This is a genomic window from Castellaniella sp. UC4447_H14 (assembly GCF_052978285.1).
The window spans coordinates 722,694-735,133 of sequence record NZ_CM129666.1 but is presented as its reverse complement, the minus strand read 5'-3'; the positions used below and the strand labels follow the sequence as shown (position 1 = coordinate 735,133).

General features: G+C 64.1%; 13 protein-coding genes and 1 tRNA gene. 6 read left to right on the top strand and 8 right to left on the bottom strand.

Annotation, left to right across the window (positions count from 1 at the left end; translation table 11 throughout):
* Positions 1–3: 3 nt before the first annotated feature.
* Positions 4–82: transfer RNA gene (locus ACVCMJ_RS03620), tRNA-Ile, on the bottom strand.
* Positions 83–237: 155 nt separating this feature from the next.
* Here ACVCMJ_RS03620 and ACVCMJ_RS03615 point away from each other — a divergent pair.
* Positions 238–783, top strand: a complete 546-nt coding sequence (locus tag ACVCMJ_RS03615; RefSeq protein WP_447080090.1) for a hypothetical protein — start codon at positions 238–240, stop codon at positions 781–783.
* Between the two features lie 117 nt (positions 784–900).
* A complete protein-coding gene (locus ACVCMJ_RS03610; RefSeq protein ID WP_447080089.1) occupies positions 901–2,541 on the top strand; it encodes an acyl-CoA synthetase in 1,641 nt (546 codons plus the stop codon).
* Positions 2,542–2,604: 63 nt separating this feature from the next.
* Here ACVCMJ_RS03610 and ACVCMJ_RS03605 read toward each other — a convergent pair whose 3' ends face one another.
* Genes ACVCMJ_RS03605 through ACVCMJ_RS03595 form a run of 3 tightly spaced genes read right to left on the bottom strand, consistent with a single transcriptional unit; the run spans position 2,605 to position 4,892 of the window.
* A complete protein-coding gene (locus ACVCMJ_RS03605; RefSeq protein ID WP_447080088.1) occupies positions 2,605–3,315 on the bottom strand; it encodes an ABC transporter permease in 711 nt (236 codons plus the stop codon).
* On the bottom strand, positions 3,312–4,028 hold the full coding sequence (locus ACVCMJ_RS03600; RefSeq protein ID WP_447080087.1) for an ABC transporter permease: 717 nt from the start codon (positions 4,026–4,028) through the stop codon (positions 3,312–3,314). The genes ACVCMJ_RS03605 and ACVCMJ_RS03600 overlap by 4 nt, the downstream gene beginning before the upstream one ends.
* Positions 4,029–4,076: 48 nt before the next feature.
* Positions 4,077–4,892 carry a transporter substrate-binding domain-containing protein gene (locus tag ACVCMJ_RS03595; RefSeq protein WP_447080086.1) on the bottom strand — a complete coding sequence of 272 codons (816 nt, stop codon included), beginning with the start codon at positions 4,890–4,892 and terminating at the stop codon, positions 4,077–4,079.
* A gap of 235 nt (positions 4,893–5,127) precedes the next feature.
* Here ACVCMJ_RS03595 and ACVCMJ_RS03590 point away from each other — a divergent pair, with 235 nt between their 5' ends.
* Positions 5,128–6,123: an alkene reductase gene (locus tag ACVCMJ_RS03590; protein WP_447080085.1), complete on the top strand. Its 996-nt coding sequence runs from the start codon at positions 5,128–5,130 to the stop codon at positions 6,121–6,123.
* Positions 6,124–6,183: 60 nt separating this feature from the next.
* On the opposite strand, the gene ACVCMJ_RS03585 is transcribed toward ACVCMJ_RS03590, so the two are convergent.
* The gene (locus tag ACVCMJ_RS03585) at positions 6,184–6,645 is read right to left on the bottom strand and encodes a GatB/YqeY domain-containing protein (protein WP_447080084.1); all 462 of its coding nucleotides are present in this window, start codon (positions 6,643–6,645) and stop codon (positions 6,184–6,186) included.
* Between the two features lie 75 nt (positions 6,646–6,720).
* On the bottom strand, positions 6,721–7,491 hold the full coding sequence (locus ACVCMJ_RS03580) for an NRDE family protein (protein ID WP_447080083.1): 771 nt from the start codon (positions 7,489–7,491) through the stop codon (positions 6,721–6,723).
* A 78-nt stretch (positions 7,492–7,569) separates the two neighbouring features.
* Between ACVCMJ_RS03580 and ACVCMJ_RS03575 the strand changes: the two genes are divergently transcribed.
* From ACVCMJ_RS03575 to fabB, 3 genes are all read left to right on the top strand, one after another.
* The gene (locus ACVCMJ_RS03575) at positions 7,570–8,004 is read left to right on the top strand and encodes a hypothetical protein (RefSeq protein ID WP_447080082.1); all 435 of its coding nucleotides are present in this window, start codon (positions 7,570–7,572) and stop codon (positions 8,002–8,004) included.
* Between the two features lie 110 nt (positions 8,005–8,114).
* Positions 8,115–8,627, top strand: a complete 513-nt coding sequence (gene fabA / locus ACVCMJ_RS03570) for a 3-hydroxyacyl-[acyl-carrier-protein] dehydratase FabA (RefSeq protein ID WP_447080081.1) — start codon at positions 8,115–8,117, stop codon at positions 8,625–8,627.
* Between the two features lie 11 nt (positions 8,628–8,638).
* On the top strand, positions 8,639–9,856 hold the full coding sequence (fabB, locus tag ACVCMJ_RS03565; protein ID WP_447080080.1) for a beta-ketoacyl-ACP synthase I: 1,218 nt from the start codon (positions 8,639–8,641) through the stop codon (positions 9,854–9,856).
* 81 nt (positions 9,857–9,937) lie between these two features.
* On the opposite strand, the gene ACVCMJ_RS03560 is transcribed toward fabB, so the two are convergent.
* Both ACVCMJ_RS03560 and ACVCMJ_RS03555 read right to left on the bottom strand, forming a co-directional pair.
* Entirely contained in the window at positions 9,938–11,188 is a 1,251-nt protein-coding gene (locus tag ACVCMJ_RS03560; RefSeq protein WP_447080079.1) for a CynX/NimT family MFS transporter, read from the bottom strand.
* On the bottom strand, positions 11,185–12,432 hold the full coding sequence (locus ACVCMJ_RS03555; RefSeq protein ID WP_447080078.1) for an MFS transporter: 1,248 nt from the start codon (positions 12,430–12,432) through the stop codon (positions 11,185–11,187). The genes ACVCMJ_RS03560 and ACVCMJ_RS03555 overlap by 4 nt, the downstream gene beginning before the upstream one ends.
* Positions 12,433–12,440 lie beyond the last annotated feature (8 nt).

The following is a 12,440-nucleotide window of genomic DNA, read 5'->3' as shown; positions in this document are numbered from 1 at the left end:
ATCTGGTGGGCCCCCCGAGAGTCGAACTCGGCACCAATGGATTATGAGTCCACTGCTCTAACCAGGCATGAGCTAGAGGCCCGTACCCGCTGCGGGACGAGGATGCCCTGCGTCGGGAGAGCTCGGATTATCGCATAGGTTGCCTGTTGCACGGGCTTGCACTGTCGCGCGGGCATGCGCACCGGCGATGGGCCGACCGTGATAAGGTTCCTGCACGGCACTCTTGGAGATCCAGGGATGGAAATCGTCGATCGACTGCGCTTCTGGGGCCTCGCCCTGGTCCTGATGACCCTGGCGGGCTGCCAATCGGGGAGCTTTCCGGGGGGGCCCTCGTCCGGCATGGTGACGGCGCCCGGTGGTCGCGTCGCCCACGCTGGCCCTCGTCAGACGGTAGACGCCAGCCGCGAAGCCGAAAACATTCGCGTGTTCCTGGCGGATACCCGGCCGCGCGCCGGATGGACGCCCGTGCACCTCAAGCCGTCCGGGGTCCTGTATGTGCGCACGGAGGCGATCATCGACCGTCGCGACCTGATCGGCATTCAGTCGGCCACGGATCAATCGGGGGGCGGCATCCTGGTGCTGATCTTGAGCGACGCGGGATTTCGGAAGATGCGTGAGGCGACGGCCGCAAATCCGGGCTTGCGGCTGGCGCTTGTAGTGGGACAGACGATGCTGGCGGCGCCGGCGTACGCAGCGCCGGTCCGGGAGCACCAGCTGGCCTTTGGGGTGGGTTCCGCACGCAACGCGGAACTCGCCGCGCATGCCGTGGCCGGCGTGCGCTGATCGTCGACCCGCGCGGAGTTACTATAGGCGGTCAACAGAAAAGTCCGCCGCTCGCCCTCCGGCCATCCTGGCTTGCCGTGCGCAACAGACGGAGCACATCCCAAAGGAGCACCATTCATGTTGCCGTCATCCCCGCGCAGCTACGCAGACGCCTGCGAGCGGTTCCAATGGCAAATTCCGGAGCATTACAATATCGGCCACGATGTGTGTGGCAAGTGGGCCGACTCCGAGCCCGATCGCCTGGCACTGATCTTCGTCGATGATGAGGGCAGGGCGAAGCACTTCACGTTCGGTCAGATCCACGAGCGTTCCGGCCAGTTCGGGCGCCTGCTGCAGGCGCATGGCGTCCAGCCGGGCGACCGTGTCGGCATCCTGTTGCCGCAGGCACCCGAGACCGCGTTCGCGCATGTGGGAGCCTACCGCGCCGGCTGCATCGCATTGCCGCTGTTCACGCTGTTCGGTGCTGAGGCGCTTAAGTTCCGCCTGTCCGACAGCGGCACCCGGGTGGTCGTGACCAACGCAGAAGGGGCGGCGAAGATCGCCGGCATCCGCGAGGCGTTGCCGCAGCTGGAGGTGGTATTCACGATCGATGGTGCCCAAACCGGCACGCTGGATCTATACCGCGAGATGGACCGCCACAATTCTGATCTGAAGACGATCGACACGCGCGCAGACGATCCAGCCGTCATCATCTACACGTCGGGAACAACCGGCCAGCCAAAAGGCGCATTGCATGCGCACCGCGTACTGCTCGGACATCTTCCGGGGGTCGAGATCTCGCATAATCTGCTGCCCCAGGAAGACGACCGCCTGTGGACGCCGGCCGACTGGGCCTGGATTGGCGGGCTGTTCGACGTGCTGATGCCGGCCTGGCATCACGGAATACCCGTGGTGGCGCACCGCTTCAAGAAATTCACGCCCGAAGCTGCCTTCCAGCTGCTTCAGGACTTCGAGGTTCGCAACACCTTCCTGCCTCCTACCGCGCTGAAAATGATGCGCACCGTCGACAGCCCCGAAAAGCGCTGGAATTTCCGGCTCAGATCCGTCGCCAGCGGAGGCGAGTCGCTGGGTCACGAGCTGTTGGAGTGGGGGCAGCGTACGTTCGGCCTGACCATCAATGAGTTCTATGGCCAGACGGAATGCAACATGACAGTCTCGTCGTGTGCGGATCTCATGCCCATTTGCCCCGGTGCAATCGGCAAGCCGGTTCCAGGCCACACGGTGGCCATCGTGGACGACGAGGGAAGCCGGCTGGCTCCAGGTGAGCAGGGCCATATCGCGGTCCGTGCCCCCGACCCAGTTCAGTTCCTGCGCTATTGGAATAACGAGGCGGCCACGCAACGCAAATACATTGGTGACTGGCTCATCACGGGTGACACCGGGACGGTGGACCCCGAGGGTTACGTGCATTTCGTGGGGCGCAGCGACGATGTCATCACCTCGGCCGGTTATCGCATCGGCCCGGGAGAAATCGAAGATTGCATTTTGCAGCACCCGGCCGTGAAAATGGTCGCGGTGGTCGGCGCGCCGGATGCGCAACGCACCGAGATCGTGGTGGCTGTCGTGGTGCTGAAGGATGGTGTGAAGGGAGACCCCGCCTTGCGTCGGGAGATCCAGGATCACGTGAGGACACGGCTCGCTGCCCACGAATACCCGCGCGAGGTCTATTTCGTGGAAGAACTTCCCATGACGACGACCGGGAAGGTCATTCGCAAGGAACTGCGCACTTTGGTGACCCGCTGGCGCGAGAATGCCTGAGGTGCCCGCCGCATCGCGTGGTGCGGTGCGGCATGGCGCGCAACGACGGCGCGGTCGCCGGTGTCAGAACGCCTCTTTTACGCCGCTTCCGTCCGCTGCGTGGGTCCGCAGCAGTAAATGCTCGACCAGCCAGGCACAGCCCAATAGCGTGATGTTGATCGCCAGATAGAGCAGGCCGGCGACGACGAAGGTTTCCACAATCAGGAAACTCTGGCTCATGAGCCGTCGCGCAAAGCCGGTCAGTTCCATGACGGCAATGGTGGAGGCCAGACTGGTCCCCTTGATCGCGAGCACCAGTTCGTTGCTATAGGCTGGGAAGGCCTGGCGGATGGCGAGCGGGAAGTGCACGCGGCGGAATGCCTGGAAACGGCTCATGCCAAAGGTCCGCGCCGCGTCCAGTTGCCCGTCCGGCACGGATTGCAGGCCGCCTCGGATGGCCTCGCTCATGTACGCGCCACTGTTCAGCGCAATCGCCAGGACGGCGCACCGCGCCCCGTCACTGAACAGCCACCACAGCGCCGCATGATGGCGCACGGCTTCCAGTGTGCCGATCCCGTAATACAGCAGGAATAGCTGAATCAGGAGAGGTGTCCCGCGGAATACCGTGCTGTAGGCGAAAGCCAGCCACGACACGCTGCGATGGGATGACAGACGCATCAGCGCCGCGCCCAGCCCCAGCAACGATCCGAACAGGATGGCGAAAAGGCCGATGCGCAGGGTCACCCAGAAGCCCTGGACCAGCACGGGGAGCGCCTGCTCGATGAGCGGAATCATCGCTCGGCTCTCCGCATTCCCGGCCCCAACCGGCGTTCGGCCAGCGCGAACAATGCCTGGCTGCAGGCCCCGATGATGAAGTACAAAGCCCCCGCCAACGCGTACAGGAGCAGGGGAGCGCGGGTCGCGGCCGCCCCCAGTACGGCTGCACGCATGAGCTCCACCAGGCCCACCAGCGAGATCAGGGCCGTGTCTTTCAGCGCAGCCTGCCAGACGTTGTTTGCGCCCGGCAAGGCGTACCAGAAGAGTTGGGGCAAAGTGATTCGCCTCAGGCACTGGCTGCGGCTCATACCCACCGCGCGGGCGGCTTCGAGCTGGCCGGGGTCGATCGCCTTGAAGGCCCCCCGAAAAACCTCAACGCTGTACGATCCCGAGATCAGGGCGATGGCGAGGATCCCGACCAGCACCGGAAAGACCGTGCTCGTCAGGTCGTCCCACTCCAGCCAGTCGGCAGCGCCGGAGGCCAGCCCCACGGTTCCGAAAAACAGCAGGTAGATGATCAATAGCTCCGGCACGCTGCGAACGATCAGGGTATAGACGGCGACCGAACCGCGAACCAGAATGTTGCCTCTGGTTTTCAGCGTGGCGCCCGCAACCCCGATCGCCATGCCCAGACTGATGCCGCACAGGCTGATGAACACCGTCATGCCGGCGCCGCGCAGCAGCATGCCGCCCCAGCCGGCGCCCAGGATGTCAATCAAGGATGGATGCATGGCGGGAAACAGGCTGGGACGTGCGGCCGCCAGCCCGGGGATACGGAGTTATTTGCAGGCCTGATAGTTCGACAGATCGACGCCGAACCATTTCTCGCTGGAGGCCTTGATCGTCCCGTCGGCGATCAGATCGCAAAGGATCTTGTCGACCTTCTGCTTGAGCGGGGCGTTCTTCTGGTTGATGCCCACCCCGATGCCCTGTCCCAGCACGGCCGGATCAGCGCTGCTCTTGATCACCACGTGGGTCATTGCGAACTTGCCCTTGCCGGCGGTGTCCAGGAACTGGCTTTGCGGAGTGACTTCGGAGAAGCTCGCGTCCAGCCGTCCCGCCGACAGGTCCATCTGCATCTGGTCCTGCGTTTCGTAAGTCTTGAGCTTCAGGTCGGGCGCGTGCTTCTGCAGAAAGGCACCCTGCGTGGTGCCGCCCTGGACGCCCACGGTCTTGCCGGCCAGACCTTTGAAGAGCGTCGCCTGATCCGCAACCGTGACGAGCGGGCTGCCGGCCGGCACGACGAATGCCGAGTCTTCCGTCGCATAAGGAATGCTGAAGGCAATCACCTTCGCTCGCTCGGCGGTGACCGACAGGCCGGAAATCACCAAATCGAAGCGATCGGCTTGTAGCGAAGGAATCAGGCTGTCGAACGCCTGCACCACGAATCGGCACTTCGTGGCAAGTTTTTGGCAGATCGCATGGCCCACGTCGGCATCGAATCCGGTCACCTTGCCGCTGGCGTCCACCATGCTCCAAGGCGGGTAGCCGCCCTCGGTGCCGATTTTCAGGGTTGCGGCGGTTGCGGCGGTGGCCGCGCCGGCAAGCGCCAGGGCAGCGCAGCAGGCCGCCTGACGTGCAATGGAAATCACCATGGACTGAATCCTTGTGAGAAACGAACCGGGAAGCGGCAATTATTGCACGAGGTCCCGAATTCCCAGCCGAGAGTAGGGAGAACGCTTGAGCCTGCACTCCGCCTGTGGCATAGTCATCCTGTTGAAAATCTGGTAAAAACCCTGATGGATTTTCTTTAATTTTCGATGTTGCGGTTGTGCGTTGCAACAAAATTTGCGCGGGCGTGCCGTTTCTTCCTTGTTTTCACCGCATGATATGACAAGTTTGCTTGACCCGTTGCAGATGGGCGATGTGAAGATGAGCAATCGCATCGTCATGGCACCGACGGCCTGTTCGCGAGCCGTCCGGCGACGCGTCCCGGGCGATGAGGCGCGAGTGTATTACGCGAGGCGTGCCTCCGCCGGTCTGATCATCACCGATGCCACGTCGGTGTCGCCTTTGGGCATCGGATACCCGGATACCCCCGGAATCTGGAACTCCGCCCAGGTTCAGGGATGGCGCGCCGTCACTGATGCGGTCCACGACCATGGCGGCCGGATTTTTCTCAGGCTGTGGCATGCCGGACGGGTATCCGATCCGGAGTACCTGTGTGGCGAGATGCCGGTGGCCCCGAGCGCCATTGCCTGCTCAGGCCCAGGCGCCTTCGTAGTCCCTCGCAGCCTCCATCCGGCCGAGATCCACCGGGTCGTGGCCGATTTCGACCAGGCCGCCCGCCACGCCCGGCAGGCGGGCTTCGATGGCGTGCAGATTCATGCGGGAGATGGTTATCTGATCGACCAGTTTCTGCACGATGGTTCCAACCGGCGCCAGGACGAATACGGCGGGACGGTAGCCAATCGGTCTCGCTTCCTGCTGGAAATCGTGGACGCCTGCATTGGCGTCTGGGGCCCCGGCTGCGTGGGCCTGCACCTATCCCCGCGGGGGGACCGCCACGACATGCGCGACTCCGATCCGCAGGCGCTCTTCCGGCATGTCGCCCAGGAGCTGGGTCGCCGCCAGGTTGCATTCGTGTGCGTGCGCGAGCATAGCGGGCAGGACGCCCTGACGCCGGTGATTCGTGAGTCCTTTCGTGGACCGCTGGTGCTCAATGAAGGCTACGACGCGGATTCGGCCTTGCGAGCCATCGATGCGGGGCGCGGGGAGGCCGTCGCGTTTGGCAAGGCGTTTGTCAGCAACCCGGATCTGGTGGAGCGGCTGCGCATCGGAGAGCCGTTGCGCCCGAGCGAACTGCACGAGGCAGTTGCCGGGTAACATCAGGGGTCCTCGGTCGGTGCAGGATCACCTCGTGACCGGTGGCTCGTCCGAAAGGGCTCATTGAGCCAATCGCTTCTTCACCTGCGCGGACACGGCGGCCATATCCACGCGGCCGGCGAGCGCAGCCTTGAGCTGCCCCATGATGGCCCCCATGGCCGGGCCGCCCTGCAGCCCCTTGCCCCGCGCCTGTTCGATGGCGCCGTCGATGGCAAGGTCGATCTCTTCCGCACTGGCCGCTAGCGGCAGAAATTCCTTCAGGATCTCCAGTTCCGCCTGTTCCTGCGCCACATGATCGGGCCGCCCAGCTGCTTCATACGCGGCGATGGATTCGCGCCGCTGCTTGGCTTGCTTTTCGATGATGGCCAGAATGGCGGTATCGTCGGGATCAACCCGTTCGTCCACCGCTTTCTGTTTGATGGCCGCCTGGAGCAGCCGCAACGTACCCAGGCGGGTGCTGTCGTGTGCCCGCATGGCGGATTTGACGGCTTCGGTGATGCGGCTGGCAAGGCCTGCGCTCATGGCGATTTCCTAATGGTCAGTAAGAGTGCCATTCTAATCCGCTGGCGGATTCGGTCGGCGCACGGATCCGGTGTTTCAGGCCTGCAGGCGCCAGTCGTGGCGCTCGTGGGGACGGCCATCCGGGTCGTAGCTTTGTTCGCAAAGCAGCGTTTCGCCCGTCCTCGCCATCGCGACGATTGTCGAGCAGCGCGTGCCATAGTCCGGACTGATGATGAAAGGGCTGCTGAGCAGTCGCTCGAAGTCAGGCGCCAGGCCTGTCCGCGGCAGTTCATCTTCCGAGGCCTGGGTGGTATCTTGCAGTGCAGCAAAAACAGCATCCGGATCCGCGACCCATTGCCCCGGCGGCAGTGCATCCAGTCGGGCGCGCACGCGCCTGGCCTTGGGCCAGGGCGTGTTCAACAGATGGTTGGACAGCACATGCTGTCCCGCAGGCAAGCGGTGCGCGTCGCCGCTCGGATCGCGGTTGCTGAGATACCAGACGCCCTCGATGTCGCCCACGACGAGATTGAAACCCGCCCAATCCTGCGCGTGGGTGGCGAGATCCTGCAGATAGTCCTGGGCGGTGTCGCGGCCGAGCAGAAAATCGCGCACCAGCGTACCGCGAGAGGGTGTGTGGGGCAGCGGAACAGCGCCGGGCTCCCGGTAATTGGTCAGGAAGCCGAAGCGGCCCGGCTGGGACCAGCCCAGCCAAGTGCCGCCGGCCATCAGGTCCCGCCCCGCCATGACCTCCGGATGGCCCGGCCAGGGAGCCAAGGCGGCGCTGGCCCGGTGGTGGAATTCGTCGCGATTGGCGGCAATCAGCACAGGCCATTCAGGATGGCCGACGGACAGGTAGGCAATGCACATCGCTTTCAAATGATAAATTGAGATGAACGGCGGATTTCAAGGAGACGGGCTATCGTGGGCCGAGTACCCCAAACAAGGATGCAAGGTCTCAGGGCAGCACTCTCATTGTGCCTGATGCTGACGGGGACGGCAGCGGCGGCCGGTGGCAACCGCCTCGCCTGGACCCGCGACGTGACCAGCACAGGCCTGCAATCGGCCGGGACACCGGTCGCCGTTGCCTTCGGGCCGGCACGCCATTCCGTCGTGCCGACGGGTGCGGTCATTACCGGCGTTTACGCATCGCGCCAATATGATGGAGCGGCGGTGGTGGCGACCGATCTCTGTTGGGGGTCGCCGGACGGGCCCTGCGTACCTGTGGGCGGCGCCAGCCTCAATACGCACGCTTTCGATGGGCGCCGGGCCGCCGGGCCCATGTGGCTGGTGCACCGGGTTCTGAACTGGAGGTCGGGTCATGCACCCCTTTTCGTCCGCGGCACCGTGACGGTCTGGTTCTCCCGTCTCCCCCATCCATGATGGGGATATCACGAAGGGGGGCGACCGATTCCGACGGGTTATACTTGTCGGCTTACTATCATGGATAGCAGGAGGGGAGCCATTGATCTCCCCCATTTTGACGGGAAACCATGGAAAAGAACAGCTATAGCTACGATGAACTGCTGGCATGTGGCCGGGGGGAACTCTTTGGCCCCGGCAATGCGCAGCTACCGCTGCCACCCATGTTGATGTTCGACCGGATTGCCCATATCGACGACAAGGGTGGTTCACACGGAAAGGGCGAAATCATCGCCGAACTCGACATCCGCCCCGACCTGTGGTTTTTTGGGTGCCATTTCCAGGGTGACCCCGTCATGCCGGGCTGCTTGGGCCTGGATGCCATGTGGCAACTGGTGGGTTTCTTTCTCGGGTGTTGTGGGGGACAGGGACGGGGACGCGCACTGGGCGTCAGCGAAGTCAAATTCACCGGCCAGGTTCTACCCACGGCGCATCTGGTCCGGTACCGGATCGACATGAAGCGCGTGATGATGCGCAAACTCGTGATGGGGTTTGCGGATGCCAGCATGGAAGTCGATGGCCACGAAATCTACGTGGCCCATGACCTGCGCGTCGGGCTGTTCACGCGCACCGACAATTTCTAGGAGGTTCGATCATGCGTCGTGTGGTCGTCACCGGCATGGGTATCGTGTCCAGCCTGGGCAACAATCAGGCTGAAGTTCTCGATAGCTTGCGCCATGGCCGATCCGGCATCACGTTTCAGCCGGAATACGCCCAGCAGGGGTTGCGCTCGCAGGTTGCGGGGTCCATCCACCTGAATGCCCTGGAACTCATCGATCGAAAGCTGGCACGCTTCATGGCGAATGGCCACGCGTACGCTTGGCTCGCGATGCAGGAGGCCATCCGGGAAGCCGGGTTGACTCCCGACCAGGTCTCCAATCCCCGAACGGGGCTGATCGTGGGGGCAGGGGGAGCTTCGCATTCCTCGATCCACGATGGCATCCAGACGCTGCACGACAAGGGCGTGCGCCGCGTAGGGCCCTATATGGTGACGAAGGCCATGGCCAGCGGCGTGTCGGCGTGCCTGGCCACGGGCGCGCAGATCAAGGGCGTCAATTACTCGATCAGCTCGGCCTGCTCGACCAGTGCGCACTGCATCGGAAATGCCGTGGAACAGATCCAGCTGGGTCGCCAGGACATCGTTTTTGCGGGCGGCGCCGAAGAAGAACACTGGTCGCTGTCTTTCATGTTCGATGCCATGGGTGCGCTCTCCACGCGGTACAACGACACGCCCGAACGAGCCTCTCGCCCTTATGATGCCGACCGCGATGGCTTCGTGATCTCCGGTGGCGGCGGCATCGTGGTGGTCGAGGACTACGAACACGCCAAGGCGCGGGGGGCCCATATTCTGGCCGAGATCGTGGGCTACGGCGCCACTTCCGATGGCTATGACATGGTGGCGCCGTCCGGCGAAGGCGCGGTACGTTGCATGCGCGAGGCGCTGAGCACCGTGCACACGAAAATCGACTATATCAATACACACGGCACCAGCACACCGGTCGGCGACGTCAAAGAACTCGAAGCCATTCGGGAGGTGTTCGGGGAAGACCAGCCGTGGATAGCTTCGACGAAATCGCTGTCCGGCCATGCCTTGGGGGCCGCTGGCGTCAACGAGGCCATTTACTCGCTTCTCATGATGAACCATGGCTTCGTAGCCGCTTCCGCCAACATCGAAAGGCTCGATCCCGTTGCAGAAGGCATGAACATTCTTAGCGAGCCGGTGGCACAGGCCGACGTTCAGACGGCGTTGTCCAACAGCTTCGGCTTCGGCGGCACCAACGCCACCTTGGTATTTTCGCGCGCGGGTCTGTAGGGGGCGGCGAAGCGCCCGGGCCTCCGCAGGCATTTGGCAGGCGGGGGCACGGCCAGGTCGGTGCAGCCCCGTTGCGCCGCATCAGCGGGGTGATGGGCCGGGCGCGTTCCTGGTGGCCGGTGCGCGGGGTTCGACAACCTGAGCATTGACGAGGGCATTGCGGCCCGCGAACCATCCCGCCACGCCCGAAACGGCTCCCAGGACGCCCATCAGGATCGACGCCCCGTGAAAGCCGCCTGTCCATTGATGCAGCAGCCCTATCAACAACGGTCCCAGGCACGCCAGGAGATAGCCGCTGGTCTGCGACATGCCTGACAGGTGCGCGGCGACGTGGGAATCCCGTGACCGCAACACGATCAGCATCACCGCAAGCGCAAACATGCCGCCTTGGCCGATGCCCTGGAGGAAAGCCAATGGCCAGACCAGCGACAGTGGCCCCACCGTCATGCCGATCAGCGACAGGGTTGCGATCAGCGTCAGCAGGACTGCAAGCAGGCGCTGATCCCGGAAGCGGCCTGCCAGGATCGGGACCAACAAACAGGAGAGAACCTGTACCACGATGGAAATCGAGGTCACCAGGCCAGCTTCCGTGCCGCTCAGCCCACGATCCCGCAGAATCGGCGCCATCCAGCCCATGACGCTATAGGCCAGGGCGGACTGCAGCCCCATGAATACCGTGACGGCCCACGCCAGGCCGTCACGATACAAGCCGCGCACTGGCAGGATGCGCTGGACGCTGCTCGTGCCGGAATTCCCGGCGCAGGCAGCCACAGGCGCCCAGGCGAGCAGTGCGAGAAGGGCGGGAATCGCCCACAGCGCCAGGCCGCCGGCCCAGCTCAGACCCAGACCGTGCACCAGCGGCAGTGTGGCAGCGGCGCCCAAGGCGGCTCCGCCGACCAGACTCATGGTGTAGAGGCCCGTCATCAGGGCGGCATGGGACGCGTAGTCGCGCTTGACCAGGCTAGGCAGCAGGACGTTGCCGAGTGCGATGCCGGCGCCTGCCAGCGCCGTCCCCGTAAACAGCCCCGCGACGCCTATGGAACCGCGTAGAGCCGTCCCCAGCCAAATGCAAATCAGAACCAGAAACAGCGTGCGCTCGATGCCGATGCGCCAGGCCAGGCGAGGGGCGAGCGGGGCGAACAGCCCCATGCACAGGACCGGCAGCGTTGTCAGGTAGCCCGCCTGTGCGTTGTTCAGGCCGAGTCCTCGTGTCAGGTCGGGCAGCAGCACCGACATGCTGGAGAACAGCGGGCGGAGGTTGGCCGCCAGCAGCAGCAGGCTGGCTGCTGTCAACCAGAGCGCGAGACGCGCAGGGTGTCGGCCGCCGCTCATGCCCGGGCTTGGTGCTGTCGCATATCAGGCAACAGGAAGGCGGCTAGACCGAGCAATGGCAGGAATGCGCAGACGTGGTAGACGAAGGTAATGCTGGTCGCGTCGGCCAGCTTGCCGAGGATGGCTGCGCCAATCCCGCCCAGACCGAACGCCAGACCAAAGAACAGGCCGGAAACGGTGCCCGTCTTGCCTGGCATGAGTTCCTGCGCGTAGACGATGATGGCCGGGAAAGCCGATGCGATCATGAAGCCGGCGCAAAAGACCAGGATCAGCGTCCATTGCAGACTGGCGTAGGGCAGAATCAGCGAAAAGGGCGCCGTGCCAAGAATGGACCATAGGATGACGCGCTTGCGGCCCAGATGGTCGCCGATCGGCCCGCCCACCAACGTCCCGATCGCCACGCCGGCGAAGAAGACGAAAAGGGCGTATTGAGCCTGCTGGATGCCCAGTGCGAAGCGCTCCATCAGGAAAAAGGTGAAATAGCTGCCCAGGCTGGCCAGATAGAAGTATTTGCTGAAGAGCAGCACCATCAGCACGCTCATGGCGCGGCGAACTTCGCGGCTGCCCAGGCCGTTATCGGTCCTGCGCAACGAACTGCGCCCGCGCGCGCCGTTCAGGTTGGCTGCATACCAGCGGCTGACGCCCACCAGGATGCAGATTCCGACCAGCGCCGCCAGCGCCACCCAGGCGACGCTGCCTTGACCGTGCGGCACGACGAGGAGGGCGGCGATGAGCGGTCCGATTGAGGTTCCCACGTTGCCCCCGACCTGGAAGAGGGCCTGCGCCAATCCCGGATGTCCGGAAGAAGCCATGCGCGCCACGCGCGATGATTCCGGATGAAATACGGACGACCCCGCACCCACCATCATGGCAGCCAGCAGGACGGCCGGGAAACTGCCCGCCAAGGACAGCAGAATCAGCCCGCAGCACGTCGAACTCATGCCCACCGGCAGCGAATACGGTAGCGGGCGCCGGTCGGTATAGCGCCCCACCAGGGGCTGAAGCAGCGACGCCGAGAACTGGTAGGCCAGCGTGATGAGGCCGACCTGGACGAAACTGAGATCGAAGTTTCCCTGGAGGACCGGATAAATCGCCACCAGCACCGACTGCATCATGTCGTTGATCATGTGGGTCGCGCTGATGGCGCCCAGTACCCGGAAGGCGACGCCCTCCTGATGGGGCGTCGCGCGCCCAGGCGTTGGTGGCAGCGCGGCCCCAGGGTCCTGGGCAAGACTGTCTTTCATGGTTCCGA

Bases quoted from the DNA above. Each gene is read 5' to 3' on its own strand.
- ACVCMJ_RS03615 (WP_447080090.1), top strand. From the start codon at position 238: ATGGAAATCGTCGATCGACTGCGCTTCTGGGGCCTCGCCCTGGTCCTG.
- ACVCMJ_RS03605 (WP_447080088.1), bottom strand. From the start codon at position 3,315: ATGATTCCGCTCATCGAGCAGGCGCTCCCCGTGCTGGTCCAGGGCTTC.
- ACVCMJ_RS03575 (WP_447080082.1), top strand. From the start codon at position 7,570: ATGCAAGGTCTCAGGGCAGCACTCTCATTGTGCCTGATGCTGACGGGG.
- fabA (WP_447080081.1), top strand. From the start codon at position 8,115: ATGGAAAAGAACAGCTATAGCTACGATGAACTGCTGGCATGTGGCCGG.
- ACVCMJ_RS03600 (WP_447080087.1), bottom strand. From the start codon at position 4,028: ATGCATCCATCCTTGATTGACATCCTGGGCGCCGGCTGGGGCGGCATG.
- ACVCMJ_RS03560 (WP_447080079.1), bottom strand. From the start codon at position 11,188: ATGAGCGGCGGCCGACACCCTGCGCGTCTCGCGCTCTGGTTGACAGCA.
- ACVCMJ_RS03610 (WP_447080089.1), top strand. From the start codon at position 901: ATGTTGCCGTCATCCCCGCGCAGCTACGCAGACGCCTGCGAGCGGTTC.
- ACVCMJ_RS03595 (WP_447080086.1), bottom strand. From the start codon at position 4,892: ATGGTGATTTCCATTGCACGTCAGGCGGCCTGCTGCGCTGCCCTGGCG.
- ACVCMJ_RS03555 (WP_447080078.1), bottom strand. From the start codon at position 12,432: ATGAAAGACAGTCTTGCCCAGGACCCTGGGGCCGCGCTGCCACCAACG.
- ACVCMJ_RS03585 (WP_447080084.1), bottom strand. From the start codon at position 6,645: ATGAGCGCAGGCCTTGCCAGCCGCATCACCGAAGCCGTCAAATCCGCC.
- ACVCMJ_RS03590 (WP_447080085.1), top strand. From the start codon at position 5,128: ATGACAAGTTTGCTTGACCCGTTGCAGATGGGCGATGTGAAGATGAGC.
- ACVCMJ_RS03580 (WP_447080083.1), bottom strand. From the start codon at position 7,491: ATGTGCATTGCCTACCTGTCCGTCGGCCATCCTGAATGGCCTGTGCTG.
- fabB (WP_447080080.1), top strand. From the start codon at position 8,639: ATGCGTCGTGTGGTCGTCACCGGCATGGGTATCGTGTCCAGCCTGGGC.